The sequence below is a fragment of the Aliivibrio friggae genome, assembly GCF_057368515.1.
Genome location: NZ_CM170648.1, coordinates 1,338,194 through 1,356,529 on the forward strand (window position 1 = coordinate 1,338,194; position 18,336 = coordinate 1,356,529).

At 38.6% G+C, this 18,336-nt stretch carries 15 protein-coding genes; 11 read left to right on the top strand and 4 right to left on the bottom strand.

From position 1 onward, the window contains the following. Window positions 1-176: 176 nt before the first annotated feature. The 3 genes from nrdB to ubiG all read right to left on the bottom strand — a co-directional run bounded on the left by nrdB (window position 177) and on the right by ubiG (window position 4,963). Window positions 177-1,310, bottom strand: a complete 1,134-nt coding sequence (gene nrdB, locus AC2INI_RS06235; RefSeq protein ID WP_486305613.1) for a class Ia ribonucleoside-diphosphate reductase subunit beta — start codon at window positions 1,308-1,310, stop codon at window positions 177-179. Between the two features lie 173 nt (window positions 1,311-1,483). After that, a complete protein-coding gene (nrdA, locus tag AC2INI_RS06240; protein WP_122034962.1) occupies window positions 1,484-3,760 on the bottom strand; it encodes a class 1a ribonucleoside-diphosphate reductase subunit alpha in 2,277 nt (758 codons plus the stop codon). Between the two features lie 498 nt (window positions 3,761-4,258). Further along, window positions 4,259-4,963, bottom strand: a complete 705-nt coding sequence (gene ubiG / locus AC2INI_RS06245) for a bifunctional 2-polyprenyl-6-hydroxyphenol methylase/3-demethylubiquinol 3-O-methyltransferase UbiG (RefSeq protein ID WP_122034960.1) — start codon at window positions 4,961-4,963, stop codon at window positions 4,259-4,261. Window positions 4,964-5,287: 324 nt separating this feature from the next. Between ubiG and gyrA the strand changes: the two genes are divergently transcribed. Continuing rightward, window positions 5,288-7,924, top strand: a complete 2,637-nt coding sequence (gene gyrA, locus AC2INI_RS06250; protein ID WP_122034958.1) for a DNA topoisomerase (ATP-hydrolyzing) subunit A — start codon at window positions 5,288-5,290, stop codon at window positions 7,922-7,924. A 524-nt stretch (window positions 7,925-8,448) separates the two neighbouring features. Here gyrA and AC2INI_RS06255 read toward each other — a convergent pair. Next, entirely contained in the window at window positions 8,449-9,156 is a 708-nt protein-coding gene (locus AC2INI_RS06255) for a DUF3581 domain-containing protein (RefSeq protein ID WP_122034956.1), read from the bottom strand. A 209-nt stretch (window positions 9,157-9,365) separates the two neighbouring features. On the opposite strand from AC2INI_RS06255, the gene AC2INI_RS06260 reads away from it, so the two are divergent. The 10 genes from AC2INI_RS06260 to rplT all read left to right on the top strand — a co-directional run bounded on the left by AC2INI_RS06260 (window position 9,366) and on the right by rplT (window position 18,299). Then, a complete protein-coding gene (locus AC2INI_RS06260; RefSeq protein WP_122034954.1) occupies window positions 9,366-9,914 on the top strand; it encodes a phosphatase PAP2 family protein in 549 nt (182 codons plus the stop codon). Between the two features lie 61 nt (window positions 9,915-9,975). Then, complete coding sequence (gene yegD / locus AC2INI_RS06265; protein WP_122034952.1) at window positions 9,976-11,328, top strand: molecular chaperone; 1,353 nt, start codon at window positions 9,976-9,978, stop codon at window positions 11,326-11,328. A 71-nt stretch (window positions 11,329-11,399) separates the two neighbouring features. After that, a complete protein-coding gene (gene yqfB, locus AC2INI_RS06270) occupies window positions 11,400-11,717 on the top strand; it encodes a N(4)-acetylcytidine aminohydrolase (protein ID WP_122034950.1) in 318 nt (105 codons plus the stop codon). Window positions 11,718-11,794: 77 nt separating this feature from the next. Continuing rightward, window positions 11,795-12,979, top strand: coding sequence for a multidrug effflux MFS transporter (locus tag AC2INI_RS06275; RefSeq protein WP_486305614.1), 1,185 nt, complete (start codon window positions 11,795-11,797; stop codon window positions 12,977-12,979). 56 nt (window positions 12,980-13,035) lie between these two features. Further along, window positions 13,036-14,118 carry a site-2 protease family protein gene (locus AC2INI_RS06280; protein WP_122034948.1) on the top strand — a complete coding sequence of 361 codons (1,083 nt, stop codon included), beginning with the start codon at window positions 13,036-13,038 and terminating at the stop codon, window positions 14,116-14,118. Window positions 14,119-14,143: 25 nt separating this feature from the next. Beyond that, window positions 14,144-14,890, top strand: coding sequence for a sporulation protein (locus AC2INI_RS06285; RefSeq protein ID WP_486305615.1), 747 nt, complete (start codon window positions 14,144-14,146; stop codon window positions 14,888-14,890). A gap of 228 nt (window positions 14,891-15,118) precedes the next feature. Further along, window positions 15,119-17,047 (top strand): threonine--tRNA ligase, encoded by a 1,929-nt coding sequence (gene thrS, locus AC2INI_RS06290; RefSeq protein WP_122034944.1) that lies wholly within the window; start codon window positions 15,119-15,121, stop codon window positions 17,045-17,047. 84 nt (window positions 17,048-17,131) lie between these two features. Continuing rightward, window positions 17,132-17,602, top strand: coding sequence for a translation initiation factor IF-3 (gene infC, locus AC2INI_RS06295; protein WP_486305616.1), 471 nt, complete (start codon window positions 17,132-17,134; stop codon window positions 17,600-17,602). A 108-nt stretch (window positions 17,603-17,710) separates the two neighbouring features. Further along, complete coding sequence (rpmI, locus tag AC2INI_RS06300; protein WP_005419080.1) at window positions 17,711-17,905, top strand: 50S ribosomal protein L35; 195 nt, start codon at window positions 17,711-17,713, stop codon at window positions 17,903-17,905. Between the two features lie 40 nt (window positions 17,906-17,945). Next, window positions 17,946-18,299: a 50S ribosomal protein L20 gene (gene rplT, locus AC2INI_RS06305; RefSeq protein ID WP_122034940.1), complete on the top strand. Its 354-nt coding sequence runs from the start codon at window positions 17,946-17,948 to the stop codon at window positions 18,297-18,299. The last annotated feature ends 37 nt before the right edge of the window (window positions 18,300-18,336 follow it).

Here is an 18,336-nt window from a genome sequence, read left to right on the forward strand (position 1 = left end):
TGTTTTATTATTTTTATAATATTACAAGGGATTATGGCACAAGGAGATTTTTATATGAAGCAAAGTCTCACTAATGGGATTTTTATCATGAAAAAGTGTGGTGTAAGTCAAATTGTCGAATGTAAAAAGCCGAGTAAAAATACTCGGCTTTTTATGTCTATGAATAGTTGTGAGTTTTAAAGCTCAAAGTCACCTAAGTCATCGTCATCCATGTCATTATCAATTTGACCAACAAGGTATGAACTAATTTCAGTCTCTTGAGGAGCAACTTGAACATTATCAGAACTTAACCAAGAGTTAATCCATGGGATAGGGTTTTGAGTTGCGCCTTCATATGCACTGCTTAGACCAACAGCCTTCATACGTAAGTTAGTAATGTATTCAACATATTGGCAAAGAATATCTTTATTTAAACCAATCATTGAACCATCTTTAAATAGGTAGTGTGCCCATTCTTTTTCTTGCTCAGCGGCTGCTTTAAATAAATCAAAACATTCTTGCTCACATTCTGCTGCAATTTCTAAAAACTCAGGATCATCTTGACCTGTTCGAAGTAGGTTAACCATATGCTGAGTACTGGTTAAGTGAAGCGCTTCATCACGAGCGATCAGTTTGATAATTTTTGCATTACCTTCCATTAATTTACGTTCTGCAAATGCGAAAGAGCAAGCAAAGCTAACATAGAAACGAATTGCTTCTAGTGCATTTACAGACATCAAACAAAGATAAAGTTTTTTCTTTAGTTCACGTTTTGAGACGATAACTTCTTCATCGTTGATGGTATGGGTACCTTCACCTAAACGATGGTAATCATTGGTCGCTTGGATCAAGTTATCATAATAGTGTGCAATGTCTTTTGCACGCTTTAGAATTTCTTCATTTTCAACGATGTCATCAAAAATTATTGAAGGATTATTAACGATATTACGTACAATATGAGTGTATGAACGCGAGTGGATCGTTTCAGAGAAAGACCATGTTTCAATCCATGTCTCTAATTCAGGAATAGACACTAAAGGCAATAAAGCGACATTTGGACTACGACCTTGAATAGAATCTAACAATGTTTGATATTTTAGATTACTAATAAAAATGTGTTGTTCGTGTTCTGGTAGGTTATTGTAATCAATACGATCACCAGATACATCGACTTCTTCTGGACGCCAGAAAAATGAAAGCTGCTTTTCGATAAGTTTTTCAAAGATCTGAAATTTTTGCTGGTCATAACGAGCAACGTTTACCGAATTACCTAAAAACATAGGTTCTTTCAATTGATCATTTTTTTCTTGTCGAAAAGTACTGTACGCCATGGAAACCTCAATGTGATTAAAGCCAAAGAAATAGATAAGGGCTTCTTAATTTAAAAATTATGCCGATAAATACCTATACGAACTTAGGCACATATTGGATTAATAATTATAGATTTTTGAGCTAAAAGATAAATAAGCCCGCCATAAAGCGGGCTTAATTTTAAAGTGAAACGTTAGATCTTACAACCGCCGCCTGCACAGTCGTCATCTTGTCCAAGATCACCTTGTGAGTCACTAGCACCATCACGAGTGTTATGGTAGTACAGCGTTTTTAGACCTAATTTATAAGCAGTTAGTAGATCTTTAAGTAACAGCTTCATTGGTACTTTGCCGTTTGGCTGAATGTTAGGATCATAGTTTGTATTTGCAGAGATAGCTTGGTCAACAAACTTCTGCATAATGCCTACAAGTTGTAGGTAACCATCATTTGAACCAATGTTCCAAAGTAACTCATAGTTATCTTTTAAATTTACATAATCAGGAACAACTTGCTTCAAGATACCATCTTTAGATGCTTTAACTGATACGAATCCACGTGGTGGTTCAATACCATTCGTTGCATTAGAGATTTGAGAAGAGGTCTCTGAAGGCATTAATGCAGACAGGGTTGAGTTACGTAGACCATGTGTCTTGATCTCTTCACGTAATGTTTCCCAATCTAAATGTAATTGCTCAGTACATACGTTATCAATATCTTTCTTGTAAGAATCGATTGGTAGAATACCTTGAGCATAAGTTGTTTCATTGAATGCAGGACAAGCGCCTTGCTCTTTTGCTAAACCAACAGATGCTTTTAGAAGATAGAACTGGATTGCTTCAAACGTTTTATGTGTTAAACCGTTTGCGCTGCCATCGGAGTACTTAACGCCATTTTTTGCAAGGTAGTAAGCATAGTTGATAACACCCACACCTAGCGTACGACGGTTCATTGTTGACTTGTACGCAGCAGGAAGAGGGTAGTCTTGGTAATCAAGTAGTGCATCAAGAGCACGTACTGCAAGCTCTGCTAATTCTTCAAGTTCTTCTAGCTTTTCAATCGCACCTAAGTTAAATGCAGACAGAGTACAAAGTGCAATCTCACCTTCTTCATCATTAACGTGTGTTAGTGGTTTAGTTGGTAAAGCAATTTCTAAACATAAGTTAGATTGACGAATAGGCGCAACACTTGGGTCGAATGGACTATGTGTATTACAATGATCGACGTTTTGAATGTAGATACGACCTGTAGATGCGCGCTCTTGCATAAGCAAAGAGAAAAGATCAATCGCTTTTATTGTTTCACGCTTGATTGATGTATCTTGCTCGTAGATATCATATAGACGTTCAAATTCAACTTGGTCAGCAAAGAATGCATCATATAAACCAGGTACATCTGATGGTGAGAATAAGCTAATGTGACCACCTTTAATAAGGCGAGTGTACATTAGTTTATTAATTTGTACGCCGTAGTCCATATGACGAACACGGTTTTCTTCTACACCACGGTTATTTTTAAGAACCAATAGCGATTCTACTTCACGGTGCCAGATAGGGTAGAACAATGTTGCTGCGCCGCCACGAACACCACCTTGAGAACAACATTTTACTGCTGTTTGGAAGTATTTGTAGAATGGGATACACCCTGTATGGAAAGCTTCACCATCACGGATCTCAGAGCCAAGAGCACGAATACGACCAGCATTGATACCAATACCAGCACGTTGAGATACGTAACGAACGATAGAGCCTGCCGTCGCGTTAATTGAATCTAGGCTATCGTCACATTCAATAAGTACACATGAGCTAAATTGACGAGTAGGAGTACGTACACCAGACATAATTGGTGTAGGTAATGAAATCTTAAATTTAGAAGTCGCATCATAAAAACGTTGAATGTAATCAAGACGCGTATCTTTCGGGTACTTAGCAAATAAGCAAGCAGCCACTAAAATATAAAGGAATTGTGCACTTTCGTAGATCGCGCCCGTTACACGGTTCTGAACGAAGTATTTACCTTCAAGTTGTTTCACTGCAGCGTAAGAGAAATCCATATCACGATTATGATCGATCATTTGATCCATCAAGTTGAATTCTGCTTCGGTGTAGTCTTCCACTATATGCTTATCGTATTTACCTAGTTCGATTAGGTTATTAACGTGCGTAAACAGTGTTGGCGGTTCAAATTGGCCATACGCTTTTTTACGAAGGTGAAAAACAGACAAACGAGCTGCAAGATATTGGTAATCTGGCGTTTCTTCTGAGATAAGATCGGCAGCTGCTTTGATGATAGTCTCATGAATATCTGAGGTCTTCATACCCTCATAGAATTGGATATGAGACTTCATTTCAACTTGTGATACTGAAACGTTATCTAGACCTTCTGCAGCCCAGGTGATCACTTTATGGATCTTGTCTAAATTGATCTTTTCTGTGGTGCCATTTCGCTTCGTAACGGTAAGCTGATGAGTCATTTGTCTACTTTTCCTTAGGATGAGGAACGAAAGATGTAATATTTGTAATTTTCGTTATTAATTTGTGATCAAGCTCATAGTGTTGAATTTGCAACTAAACACTACATATAGGGCTTAATAAATAATTGACTACAAGATAATGATAAAATGAGCAGTGATCAAGTCTGAAATTGAGGGAGGCCTGTGGATAACCTATGAATTAAAAAAAACAGTAAGTAGGCACTAACCGAGTGAGATTAGCTATATCAAGACATCGGAAATAACGTATTTCAGAATGGTGGATAAGTAGGCAGTAAAAAAAATATTTTTCTTGATTTTTGTGGTTTCGGTGGATCTCTAAGAATCAAAAAAAATTGCTGATTTGTTGTTCTAAATTTGGCATTAATGGAGCTTTAGTAAACAAGATAAGAATTAGGAGATTTAGCAAAAAAATCCCTCTTTATTTGTATTAAGAATACAGATAAAGAAGGATAAATATGATAAGTGGTTGAGTGGGGCTTATAAAGTTGTATGGACGATGTAATTTACATCCACATTTTTGCCTAATGAATAGACATCTGTTAATGGGTTGTAATGTAAACCTGTGATACCTTTTTCTTGTAGAGCGGTTTGATCTAACATTTTTAATAGCTCAGAAGGACGAATGAATTTATCGTGATCATGCGTACCTTTAGGAACCAATTTAAGTAGTTGTTCTGCACCAACAATGGCAAATAAGTAGGATTTAATATTACGATTTAATGTTGAGAAAAATACGTGGCCACCAGGTTTAACCATCTTTGCACATGAGCGAATAACTGAAAGAGGGTCGGGAACGTGTTCAAGCATCTCCATGCAAGTAATAACGTCATACGTCTCAGGGTTCTCTTCAGCGTGCTGTTCGGCTGTTGACTGAATATATTCTAATGTAGTACCTGTTTCTAAAGCGTGTAAACGAGCAACGGTTAGAGGCTCTTTACCCATATCTAACCCGATAACATCAGCGCCTTGATTTGCCATGCTCTCAGCTAGAATGCCGCCGCCACAGCCTACATCTAATACCTTTTTACCAAATAAGCCATTGGCATTGTCTAATACATAGTTCAGACGCAATGGGTTGATTTGATGTAGTGGTTTAAACTCACCTTCAAGATCCCACCAACGAGACGCCATATCTTCGAATTTTTTTATTTCTGCCGGGTCGACATTTAACTGCTGAGTCATACTTCATATTCCTTTTTTAACTCCCTCTATTATATACAGAAAAAAAACAGAAAGAGAGTCTTTAAAATGATGTTTTTTTCACCACTATTTTTGAGGTTTTTCAAGAATATGACGCTTAACGATGTGACTTGCTCCTGATTTCGCGGGATTCTTAAGCTTAAGAGCTATTTTACGAATTAAAACGATGCGAAATAGAAGTGTTATGTGCTATATTTTGTAATCTTGCACGTTTATCAGTATCAATTACTTTATCTTTATAGATAGTATGATTGATAAAGTAATTGATATTGGTACGACAGAACTAATTTGAGGGATATTGGCTCTATGAGCGATCTTGCTAAAGGGATCACGCCCGTAAATATTGAAGATGAGCTTCGAGGTTCATACCTAGACTATGCGATGTCAGTAATCGTTGGTCGTGCTCTTCCAGATGTGCGTGATGGTCTAAAACCTGTACACCGCCGTGTTTTATTCGCGATGGATGTATTAGGTAATGATTGGAATAAACCATATAAAAAATCTGCCCGTGTAGTCGGCGACGTAATCGGTAAGTATCACCCACATGGTGATAGTGCTGTATACGATACGATAGTACGTATGGCGCAGCCGTTCTCACTACGCTATATGCTTGTTGATGGCCAAGGTAACTTTGGTTCTATCGATGGGGATTCAGCGGCGGCGATGCGTTATACCGAAGTTCGTATGTCAAAAATCGCTCACGAACTGTTGGCTGATTTAGACAAAGAAACTGTTGATTATGTTCCGAACTATGATGGTACAGAACAAATCCCTGCGGTATTACCAACTCGTGTTCCTAACTTATTAGTTAATGGTGCATCAGGTATCGCCGTTGGTATGGCAACAAACATTCCACCTCACAACTTAACTGAAGTGGTTAATGGTTGTTTAGCATTCATCGAGAATGAAGATATCACCATCGATGAGCTAATAAACTACATTCCAGGTCCTGACTTTCCGACAGCTGCATTAATCAGTGGTCGTAAAGGCATCGTTGATGCATATAAAACAGGCCGCGGTAAAGTTTACATGCGTTCTAAAGCAAATATCGAAGCTGACAAGAATGGTAAAGAAACTATTGTTGTTACTGAGATCCCTTATCAAGTAAACAAAGCTCGTGTAATTGAAAAAATTGCTGAACTTGTTAAAGATAAGAAAGTAGAAGGCATTTCAGCACTACGTGACGAATCTGATAAAGATGGTATGCGTATTGTTATCGAATGTAAGCGTGATGCAGTAGGTGAGGTGGTTCTTAATAACCTTTACTCATTAACTCAGCTTCAAACTACATTCGGCGTAAACATGGTTGCACTAGACAACGGCCAACCAAAACTGTTCAACTTAAAAGAAATGTTGAAATGTTTTGTTGATCACCGTCGTGAAGTGGTAACTCGCCGTACTATTTTTGAATTACGCAAAGCGCGTGATCGTGCTCATATCCTTGAAGGTTTAGCGCTGGCATTAGCAAACATTGATGAGATCATTGACCTTATCAAAAATGCGCCAACGCCAGCAGAAGCAAAACTAGGCCTAGTCGCTCGCGGTTGGGATCTTGGTAATGTAGCTGACATGCTAGAGCGTGCAGGTACAGATGCAGCTCGCCCTGATTGGTTAGAGCCAGAGTTTGGTATTCGTGAAGGCAAATACTTCTTAACGGAACAACAAGCTCAAGCAATTCTAGAACTTCGCCTACACCGTTTAACTGGTTTAGAGCATGAAAAGATTCTAGACGAATACAAAGCTTTATTGGACGAGATCGCAGAGCTAATGCATATCCTTGCAAGCACTGAGCGTCTAATGGAAGTTATCCGTGACGAATTAGTAGCCGTTCGTGATACTTATGGTGATGAGCGTCGCACTGAAATTGGTGCTGCAATTCACGATATCGACATGGAAGACTTAATCACACAAGAAGACGTAGTAGTAACGCTTTCTCGTGAAGGTTATGTTAAGTACCAAATTTTAGGTGACTACGAAGCTCAACGTCGTGGTGGTAAAGGTAAGAGTGCAACTAAGATGAAGGACACCGATTATATCGAGCGTCTACTTGTTGCTAATACTCATGATAATATCCTTTGCTTCTCTACGCGTGGTAAAGCATACAGCTTGAAAGTATTCCAACTTCCTCAAGCTAGCCGAACTGCTCGTGGTAAGCCTATCGTTAACATTCTTCCTTTAGAAGAAGGTGAGCGTATTACAGCGATTCTACCAGTATCTGAATACTCTGAAGATAAATTTATCTTTATGGCAACAGGTGATGGTACGGTTAAGAAAACATCACTGGATCAATTTGCTAAAGTTCGTGCGAATGGCTTGATTGCGGTTAATCTACGTGAAGATGATTCATTAATCGGTGTTGATATCACTGATGGTTCAAATGAAATCATGTTGTTCTCTAAAGCAGGTAAAGTCGTTCGTTTCAACGAAGAACATGTTCGTGGAATGGGCCGTACTGCTTCGGGTGTTCGTGGTATGAAACTGACTGGTGAAGATCAGGTTGTTTCGTTAATTGTTCCTTCAAATGAAGGTGACATTTTAACAGTTACAGAAAATGGTTACGGTAAACGTACTAAACTTTCTGAATACCCAACGAAGAGTCGTGCAACACAAGGTGTTGTATCTATCAAGGTTTCTGATCGTAACGGCAGTGTTGTCGGTGCGGTTCAAACTGAAGATGGTGATGAGTTCATGATGATCACGGATGCAGGTACGCTAGTTCGTACTCGCGTATCAGAAGTTAGCCAAGTGGGTCGTAATACCCAGGGTGTTACTCTGATCCGTACTGCTGAAGATGAAAATGTAGTTGGTCTACAACGCATTGATGAACCAGAAGAGCTTGAAATCATTGAAGGTGAAGAGGGTGAGATAACTGAAGCGACAGTAGATACTGAAGTTTCGGAGATGCCTCAAGCTGAATCTGATGAAGATACAACAGAAGAGTAATATCTTACTGTAATGTACGAAAAGCCCGCTTAGAAATAAGCGGGCTTTTTTATGTCTGGTATTAAATTAAAGTATGATATGAGGCTTATGGAAAAGAATTTGACTTTATTCAGTTGGTATTAAAAAACATCATACTTTCCTCGTTCAGAATATAAACTTGTAATAATTACAAATTTATCTTTTCCACATGCAATACAGGTAGGTTTGCCGTACCAAGCAGCATAACACTCACAGCATGTATAATGATTATTCATCAACGAAGGTGTTGTTTGTTCAAAAAGGGAAGCGTATAAAGAAGAACGCCTGAATTGGCTCTGCTCTTTTGTATTAATTATTGATTTCATTCTAGCCAGCTTTCGTAATGTTATGAAGCTCGTAGCATTCATAATCGTTATAAGTCTAAGCTAAGTATCCTATGATATGTATCGTAAAACAATAGTGCAGAACGTGATTTATCTTGCTTTATTTGCAAAAAAAAGGAGCAAAAATGCTCCTTTTTATAAATGACTTATTGGGTTATAAATCTAGTTGTTATAAGCCACTTTCAAAGCGGTGAAACGATTCACAAGATCATTAATAGCGACTTGATCATAAGCCTTTAGACCTGTTGCGATCATACGTTTAGTACCATGACCTACTTCTTCACCATTTTCAGTAAATTTAAAGTTTAATTTAACAAGACCACGCTTTCCTTCGATGTCCATCGTTGCGCCAGTAAATTCAACTTTTGGCGCCGTAATATCTAAGCGAGTGAATTCTAAATCCATGCTTTGATAAATTACTAAAGGACGTTGGCAGTTAATCATTAACTGTTTCTCTTCCATTAGTGGAACCATAATGTGAGGGAAGTTCATTCCAGAAAATTGAACATACTGTTTTACTACGTGTTCAATAAATTCAGGTTCTAAATTCTTTTCACCGCTACGCTCAACATGAAGGTACTGTTTATCATTGTCGTCAGATAAAGAATACTCACCTTCGGCTGTATGGTTTATATGCAAAGCAGTATCGCCAGCAACCATACCAGCAAAATCAAAATGCATTTTGTTACTAATGCCTGTTTTAGAAAGTAAAACAGCAAACAGTAAATCGCCAGGAACACAAAAACGTTTAGAGTCTACGTCGTGTATTGGATTGAAATCACCAGCTACTTTTTTCGCAAAGTCACTTGCTTGTTGACGGGTAAATTCAAATGAATTATCTGTTTGTGAAAAATATTGATTTAACTGCATAATATATTTGGTAAAAACCTAGATAATGAAATAACACCATTAGTATAACCAATCTATCATCATGAAATGGTCTATCCAGTCATAATAAAAGTAAAAACAGTCATTTAAACGTTTCAAATTGTAGATAAATTGACAATTACTTCACGTTCAACTCGTTATAATCCGAAAATAACACCTAAATACTGTGATTGATTAAATATAGGCTAAAAATGAAACCGTTAGTAAAAATAGCAATAACAAGTTCATTGATCATAATGAGTTCTTTTGTGTATGCAGAAGATAATCAGCCTGGTGATATGGCAGCTAATATTGGAGCGGTAGGAATTCCCGCCATTGCTGGTTCCATTGCATTATATAAAGAAGACTATGATGGCTTTTGGATGTTTGCTAAAGGAGCAACTTATACATTAGCTGCAACACAAGCATTAAAGTATACAGTAAGAGAAGAGCGACCGAATGGTGAGGATGATTTAAGCTTCCCCTCAGGGCATTCGTCTGCTGCGTTTCAAGGGGCCTCTTATTTGCAATTTCGCTACGGTTGGGAATATGGTCTTCCTGCTTATATAGGGGCTGGTTTAGTTGGATATTCAAGAGTAGAGAATGAACATCACTATTGGCGCGATGTGATTGCTGGTGCAGTATTGGCAACAAGCATCCAATATTTAGTGACAGATAAGTACATCGATACTAACCAAGTGATGATTGTGCCCATAATTAATCAAGATCAAGTGGGAATTGCAGCATCTTTCTCATTTTGATTGGCAAAGGCGTAACAAGCGAGTAAAATCAGCTCCCTTTTATCGAAGCTAGGTGTACAACATGTTTATTGGATTTGACTACGGAACCGCTAACTGCTCAGTGGCGACTATTCTGGATAATCAAGCGAAGCTATTAAAGCTAGAAGGAGATAGTACTTTTATTCCTTCTGCATTATGTGCGCCTACAAGAGAAGCCGTTTCTGAATATCTTTACCGCATTTGGGGTGTTCAACCAAGTACAGATATCAATGAGCGTTTACTTCATACTGCAATCTCTTTTAACCGTGAAGAAGATATTGACGTTGATGCTGAATCAATGACATTTGGTCAAGCAGCATTAAATACCTATATTGAAGATCCTGAAGATGTTTACTATGTAAAATCACCAAAGTCTTTCTTAGGGGTTTCAGGTCTACGTGATGTTCAGGTGAGTTTGTTTGAAGATCTTGTGACTGCAATGATGAAGAACATCAAAAATAAAGCAGAGCAAGAGCTTCAACAAGAGATTACATCAACCGTTATTGGGCGTCCTGTAAACTTCCAAGGTGCTGCAAGTGACGAGGCAAACAGTCAAGCGATTTCAATTTTATCACGTGCTGCTATACGTGTAGGATTTAAGAATATTGAATTTCAATTTGAACCTGTTGCTGCTGGTTTAGATTACGAACAAACGCTTAATGAAGATAAAACGGTTCTTATTGTTGATATTGGCGGTGGTACAACAGACTGTTCAATGATCCAAATGGGACCATCATGGCGTGATTATCATGACCGTACCAAAGGGATCTTATCTCACAGTGGTTCACGAATTGGTGGTAATGATTTAGATATTCATTTAGCCCATCGTCAATTAATGCCATTATTAGGATCTCAAAGTCGTACGCACAAAGGACTTGAGTTACCAATGACACAGTTCTGGAACCCAATAGCAGTTAATAATATTGTAGCTCAGTTGGAGTTCTTTGGTTTTGGTAACCGTAAGCATCTTTTACAAATGATGAACGACACTAAAGAGCCAGAGAAACTAGCTCGTTTAATTAAATTGTACGATGAGAAACTAAGTTATAAATTACTGCGTGATGCTGAACAAACAAAAATTGCATTGTCAGAGCATTTAGAGCATGCAGTTGATTTAAGCTATTTAGACGAAGGTTTATCGTTATCAATCAGTCAGTCAGATTTAATAGAAGCGATAGCTAAACCACAAGAAAACATTAACAAACTAGTAAAAGAAGCGATTCAGCAAGCAGGTAAAACACCAGATATTATTTATGTTACTGGTGGTTCTGCTCGTTCACCAATTTTACAAGCGGCATTGAAACAACAACTACCAAACATTGAAATTGTGGGTGGTAATTACTTTGGCTCAGTAACTGCCGGTTTGGCTCATTGGGCAAATTACTGCTTCGCTTAACGTTACGTATTTTTATCAATATTTCTCTTTGAGCTGCATTGTCGCAGCTCGAATTGCATTAGGAAAAGACAATGAAATCAGCACCAACAAGCATGACCTTTTTTGAACGTTTTGAATCTGATATTTTATCGGGGAAAAAAGTTATTACCATTCGTGACGAATCAGAAAAAGATTACGTGGTAGGAACTGAAGTTGAAGTCAGTACTTATGAAGATAACCGTCGCTTTTGTCGATTAGCAATTGATGCTGTTGATCCAATTAACTTTGATGATTTGGATCAGTATCATGCTGAACAAGAAAACATGACATTAGAAGAGCTTAAAAACATCATTGAAGAGATCTATCCTAATAAAGGTCAGCTTTACGTTGTTTCTTATCATTTAGTATAAACAGCTCAATAAGATAATATGAAGATATTAATGCCATGAGGGAGTAGGTATTAACATGGAATGGCAGTCGTATAATAATGAGTAGTATTCTTAACACTCATATGAAAAGCATTTTACTTGCATGCTTAATTATTAGTATTGGCCAGTTAAGTATGGGATTGGTTTTCCCATCATTACCTTGGATAGCAAAAGATTTTAATATTAGTCTTAATGAAACACAGCTGCTGGTTAGTGTGTATTTATTGGGTTTTGGACCGTCTCAATTTATTTATGGGCCAGTGTCTGATGCTTTAGGGCGCAAAAAAGTATTAATCTTTGGTTTGTCTATTGCTTTACTTGGCATTATTTTTATTCTTATATTTCAGCATAGCTTCCAAGGAATTATTTTTGGCCGTTTTCTACAAGGGCTTGGGACTGGGTGCTGTGCGGTTTTAGCAAGAGCCTCTACGCGAGATCGATTTAATGGGGCCGAGTTACCTGTAGCAATGTCGTATATAGCTATGGCTGCATCGATAACGCCAATGATAGCGCCCGTTATCGGCGGGTTTATTAATTATCATTTTGGATGGAGTATTATTTTTGTTTCATTATTTGGCTATGTAGTTATCGCATTAGTCGTGATTCTGGTTCAATTCAAAGAAACGTTAACTCAGATATCTTCAATACCGTCTCCTGTAAAAATAATAAATCAATACTGGGTCCTATTGACGTCTCGCTACTTTATAAGCTTTGCGAGTATTGGTTGGCTTAATTTTACGTTAATGATCACCACGGTATCTGTCATGCCTTTTATTATGCAAAATCAAATTGGTATGAGTTCTGCTGAATATGCGGTATGGGCGTTAATTCCAGCGATTGGAATGCTATTAGGAACAAGTATTTGTAACCACGTCCGGCCTAAAATTGGCACAAAGAATATGCTGCTATGTACTCCTGTCTTGCATTTTGTTGCGGCTATATGGCTATTTTTAGTGCCATTAGAACCGATGTATTTAATGCTTGGGCAAGGTTTAATGATCTTGGGGAATGGTATTGCTTTACCGTGTGCTCAAGCGATGGTAATGCAGCCTTATAAGAAACAAGCAGGGGCTGCGGCAGCTATGTCTGGTGGAGGGCAAATGATAGTTTCGGCCTTAGTCAGTATGTTACTAGTAAAAATTGGCTTGAATGCGGTATGGCACCTTTCAATCGTTATTGTTGTATTTGGTGTCATCACTGTGTGTAATATTTATCGTGGTTTCTCTATATTGGAAGAACAATAGCGATTGATGCTTCCTTTAAAAAAAACAATATAATCATCTATATCTTAAGGTAAATAATGGAATTATTATCAATTAACTTTCTAGGGCAACCATTACGCTTAGAAGGTTCAATGGCTGGATGGCAACAAGTCTTTTGGAATAACACTCTAGTCGCTCAACAAGCGGCTTCTGCTGATCATCAAGATCATTATGTACATGAGTTTCAGTTGAATAATGGAGAGGTGGTGATCACTTGTCGTCTAGAGGCGAAAGTGACATGGCAGCCGTTTTTAATTGAATATCGAGCAATGGTTGATGATGAACTAATAGCTGAAGGCTCACGTAATACTAAAGATATAGAACAACAAGTGCCACATACACCAATTAAAGCAGAACGAAAATTCAGCCTAATTGGTCTTGTCTCATTAGGAATGAAAGCATTAAAAAGCGTAAAGCTGATCAAAGTAGTATTGGCCTCTGCCAGTATTGCCGCCTATTCCTGGTTATTCTCTATTGAATTTGCATTATCACTAATTGCCTGTCTTGTGTTTCATGAGTATGGTCATATTCGAGCAATGAAATACTTTGGAATGAAAACGAAAGGTATTTATTTAATTCCATTTTTAGGGGGATTAGCCCTTAGCGATGAGAAAATAAACACGCGTTGGCAGGATGTGGTTATCTCCATCATGGGTCCATTTTTTGGCTTGATCCTCTCATTAATATTAATGGTTGTTTATTGGATTACCGGTGAGATGTTCTTTGCGGGTCTTGCTGTATTTAATGCTTTCTTAAATCTATTTAATTTGCTGCCAATACTTCCTTTAGATGGAGGCCATGTTCTTAAGAGTATTAGCTTTTCAATGAACAGTAAGCTAGGTATAACCTTGTGTGCGTTGGCTGCAATTAGTGGGGTCATATTGAGTTACCAATTAGGACTCGCACTTTTTGGTTTCTTACTTATTATGGGAAGTCTTGAAATAGTATTTGAGTGGCGTGCTCGTCATCATAGCCATTTATTACCATTAGATAAGTATGGACAGATTGTATCAACAGCATGGTACGTAGGATTAGTAAGTTCACTTATCGCGATTATTTGGTATTTCGCTAGTAGCGGTGATGCATTGTTACAATTACCAATGCAGATTTTAGGAACGTAATCTAAACATTTAAAAGGACACAGGTATGTTTAAAAAATTAAAAGCCTCATTAGGTATAGGTGCCGCAAAGGTAGATACCATTTTAGAAAATCCAGAGTTATTTCAAGGTGACACACTAATAGGGACTGTTCATATCCAAGGTGGTGATGTTGAACAGCAGATTGATGCGATTCACCTAAAACTCAATACAGAAGTTAAAGTAGAAAACGATAACGGTACTAGTTATCAAACATTGACCTTGTTTCATACTCAAGCAGTGAATCCTTTTGTGATCCAAGCAGGGGAGAAGCAGGAGATGCGATTCACGATTAAACTGCCTGATGAAACGCCGATCACAGGATTGAATGTTCGTAATAATCATTGTGATGTTTGGGTTGAGACCGTATTAGATATTGATTTTGCAATTGATCCAACCGATCGTGATTTACTAATTGTTAAACCAATGACCGTTGCTGCGACGATCATTCATCAAATAGAGCAAGCAGGCTTTAGTATGGTGAAAGCAGATGTCGAGCAGGGTTACCTTAATGGTGGTCACTTTAAATCTCATTCGGGTGGTTACCAAGAGATTGAATTTAGAAGTAGCGGATTCATCAATAAAAAAGAGATTGAGTTGTCATTTATTCTCGATGGGCAAGTTCTTCATTGTTTAGCGGAAGTCGATCGTTCGATGGGGTTTAACAGAGGTGATCAATATGTGTCGTTTTCACTAAATACAAATGCTTCAAGTGCAGAAATTCATAATGCGGTGCAAAAAATATTGCGTGTGTAGTTAGTACTTTTTATTTTCAAATATAATAAAAGAATCGATATCATTTTTGTGATCTCGATTCTTTTTTGCATTAGCTGATTAAGAGTCGTACAATGTCCGACTTGTAAGTGTTCCCGACCTTTGTGTGGTTGATTGATCCTTACATCATATATAGACAATCTATTATTTAGACTTATTAATTTTTAGCATGTGTTGCTTCGTATGCAACACCACTGTAAAGGATAAAACATGCCTGTAATTACTCTTCCAGACGGTTCTCAACGTCAATTCGATAATGCTGTTTCTACTATGGATGTTGCTGCTGACATCGGCCCAGGTCTTGCGAAAGCTTGTATCGCTGGTCGTGTTGACGGTGTTCGTGTTGATGCGTGTGATTTAATTGAAAATGACGCACAACTTGAAATCATCACAGCAAAAGATGAAGACGGTTTAGAAATCATTCGCCACTCTTGTGCGCACCTTTTAGGTCACGCAGTTAAGCAGCTTTTCCCAGAAGCTAAAATGGCGATTGGTCCTACTATCGATAATGGTTTCTACTACGATATCGATATGGAGCATTCTTTAACGCAAGAAGATCTTGATAAGATTGAAAAGCGTATGAAAGACCTTGCTAAAACCAAGTATCAAGTAATCAAGAAGAACGTAAGCTGGCAAGAAGCTCGCGATGCATTCGATGCTCGTGGCGAAACTTACAAAATTGAAATCCTTGACGAAAACGTTTCTAAAGACGATCGTCCAGGGTTATACCACCATGAAGAATACATCGACATGTGTCGTGGTCCTCACGTTCCAAACATGAGCTTCTGCCAGAACTTTAAGATTCTGAGTGTAGCTGGTGCATACTGGCGTGGTAATAGCGACAACAAAATGCTTCAACGTATCTACGGCACAGCATTCCAAGATAAGAAACTGCTTAAAGCACACCTTATCCGCCTAGAAGAAGCCGCAAAGCGTGATCACCGTAAAATTGGTAAGCACCTTGATCTGTTCCATATGCAGCAAGAAGCTCCGGGTATGGTTTTCTGGCACCACAACGGTTGGACTATCTTCCGTGAGTTAGAAGTATTTATCCGTGAAAAACTAACAGAATACGATTACCAAGAAGTAAAAGGGCCATTAATGATGGACCGTGTACTTTGGGAGCGTTCTGGTCACTGGGACAAATACGCAGAAGCGATGTTCACAACAAGTTCTGAGAACCGTGAATACGCAATTAAGCCAATGAACTGCCCAGGTCATGTTCAAATCTTTAACCAAGGTCTGAAATCATACCGTGATCTGCCATTACGTATGGCTGAGTTCGGTTCATGTCACCGTAATGAGCCATCAGGCGCTCTACACGGCATCATGCGTGTTCGTGGCTTTACTCAGGATGATGCTCACGTATTCTGTACAGAAGCTCAAGTACAAGCTGAAGTGAAGTCTTGTATCGAAATGGTTTATGATACATATACTACATTTGGTTTTGAAAACATCGTAGTTAAGTTATCTACACGTCCTGAACAACGTGTGGGTTCTGACGAAATGTGGGACAAAGCAGAAGCCGATTTAATCCTTGCTCTAGAGTCGATGAATATCGCTTATGAGCTTCAAGAGGGTGAAGGTGCATTCTACGGACCGAAAATTGAATTTACTTTGCATGATTGTCTGGACCGTGCGTGGCAATGTGGTACAGTACAGCTCGATTTTGCATTACCAGAGCGTTTAGGGGCAACTTACGTAGGTGAAGATAACGAACGTCACACACCAGTGATGATTCACCGCGCGATTTTAGGTTCTCTTGAGCGTTTCATCGGTATCTTAATTGAAGACTACGCAGGCTTTTTCCCAACATGGTTGGCGCCAGAACAAGCAATTGTAATGGGCATTACAGACAAACAAGCTGATTATGTACAAGAAATTGCAAAAAAACTGCAAAAAAATGGATTTAGAGTCAAAGCGGACTTGAGAAATGAGAAGATTGGCTTTAAAATCAGGGAACATACTTTGAAGCGCGTTCCGTATATGCTTGTTTGTGGTGACCAAGAAATGGAAGCCGGAGAAATAGCAGTACGTACTCGCAAAGGTAAAGATTTGGGTAAATTTAAAATTGATGATTTTGTTGCATTCCTGCAGCAAGAAGTTAGTACCCGAACGCTCAATACTGTGGAGGAATAAGGTATTAAAGGCGGAAAAAGAGGCCAGCAACCGGCAAAACAAAATGCTCATCGTCTAAACGGTGAGATTAATGGCGTTAAAGAAGTGCGCCTTACAGGTCTAGATGGCGAGTCAGTTGGTGTCGTTTCACTAAATGAAGCGTTAGACGTTGCACTTGCAGCAGGTGTCGATCTAGTTGAAATCAGCCCGAATGCCGAGCCACCAGTTTGTCGTGTGATGGACTATGGCAAATTCCTCTTCGAAAAGGCCAAGGCTGCTAAAGAACAGAAGAAGAAGCAAAAACAGGTTCAGACTAAAGAAATTAAATTTAGACCTGGAACTGATATTGGAGACTATCAGGTAAAACTACGCAACCTGACTGGTTTCCTTGAAGACGGCAACAAAGTGAAGGTAACAATTCGCTTCCGTGGCCGCGAAATGGCTCACCAAAACATCGGTGTTGACGTTCTTAATCGTTTGAAAGCGGATACTGAAGAGTTTGCTCTAGTTGAATCTTTCCCAACGAGAATTGAAGGTCGCCAGATGATTATGGTGTTGGCCCCTAAGAAGAAGTAATTTAGTGCATTCAAGTAGTAAAGTAGGGTAGCTGCTCGCAGTTATCCTGTTTTATTCGCCTAATTACTATTATGTTTAATCACGCAACAATGCGGAGTTATATTCATCATGCCTAAGATGAAATCGAACAAAGGTGCTTCTAAGCGTTTTAAGAAAACTGCTGGCGGTATCAAATTTAAGCACGCTACGAAACGTCACATCCTGACTAAACGTACTACTAAAAACAAGCGTCAGCTTCGTCCAAACTCTCTACTTCCAAAATGTGAAGTAGCAGCAGTTGCACGTATGCTTCCATACGCATAATTTTTAGTATTTATTTTAATTTTAGTTTAGGAGAGACACAATGCCTCGCGTAAAACGTGGTGTACAAGCTCGTGCACGTCATAAGAAAGTTCTAAAACAAGCTAAAGGTTACTACGGAGCACGTTCACGTGTTTATCGTGTAGCTTTCCAGGCAGTTACTAAAGCAGGTCAATATGCTTACCGTGACCGTCGCAACAAAAAGCGTGTTTTCCGTCAACTTTGGATCGCTCGTATCAATGCTGCAGCTCGTCAAAACGAGATGTCTTACAGCCGTTTCATTAACGGTCTTAAGAAAGCATCTATTGAAATCGATCGTAAGATCCTAGCTGACATCGCTGTATTCGACAAAGCGGCATTCGCTGCTCTTGTTGCTAAGGCGAAAGCTGCTCTTTAATTAGAACAGTTTCAAAGGCTTTAAGACTAAATAAGGA

What these genes read in the sequence shown, in the direction of transcription:
- AC2INI_RS06260 (WP_122034954.1), top strand. Translation starts at nt 9,366, where the DNA reads ATGAAACCGTTAGTAAAAATAGCAATAACAAGTTCATTGATCATAATG.
- nrdB (WP_486305613.1), bottom strand. Translation starts at nt 1,310, where the DNA reads ATGGCGTACAGTACTTTTCGACAAGAAAAAAATGATCAATTGAAAGAA.
- yegD (WP_122034952.1), top strand. Translation starts at nt 9,976, where the DNA reads ATGTTTATTGGATTTGACTACGGAACCGCTAACTGCTCAGTGGCGACT.
- yqfB (WP_122034950.1), top strand. Translation starts at nt 11,400, where the DNA reads ATGAAATCAGCACCAACAAGCATGACCTTTTTTGAACGTTTTGAATCT.
- nrdA (WP_122034962.1), bottom strand. Translation starts at nt 3,760, where the DNA reads ATGACTCATCAGCTTACCGTTACGAAGCGAAATGGCACCACAGAAAAG.
- rpmI (WP_005419080.1), top strand. Translation starts at nt 17,711, where the DNA reads ATGCCTAAGATGAAATCGAACAAAGGTGCTTCTAAGCGTTTTAAGAAA.
- gyrA (WP_122034958.1), top strand. Translation starts at nt 5,288, where the DNA reads ATGAGCGATCTTGCTAAAGGGATCACGCCCGTAAATATTGAAGATGAG.
- AC2INI_RS06275 (WP_486305614.1), top strand. Translation starts at nt 11,795, where the DNA reads ATGAGTAGTATTCTTAACACTCATATGAAAAGCATTTTACTTGCATGC.
- rplT (WP_122034940.1), top strand. Translation starts at nt 17,946, where the DNA reads ATGCCTCGCGTAAAACGTGGTGTACAAGCTCGTGCACGTCATAAGAAA.
- AC2INI_RS06285 (WP_486305615.1), top strand. Translation starts at nt 14,144, where the DNA reads ATGTTTAAAAAATTAAAAGCCTCATTAGGTATAGGTGCCGCAAAGGTA.
- ubiG (WP_122034960.1), bottom strand. Translation starts at nt 4,963, where the DNA reads ATGACTCAGCAGTTAAATGTCGACCCGGCAGAAATAAAAAAATTCGAA.
- AC2INI_RS06255 (WP_122034956.1), bottom strand. Translation starts at nt 9,156, where the DNA reads ATGCAGTTAAATCAATATTTTTCACAAACAGATAATTCATTTGAATTT.
- AC2INI_RS06280 (WP_122034948.1), top strand. Translation starts at nt 13,036, where the DNA reads ATGGAATTATTATCAATTAACTTTCTAGGGCAACCATTACGCTTAGAA.
- thrS (WP_122034944.1), top strand. Translation starts at nt 15,119, where the DNA reads ATGCCTGTAATTACTCTTCCAGACGGTTCTCAACGTCAATTCGATAAT.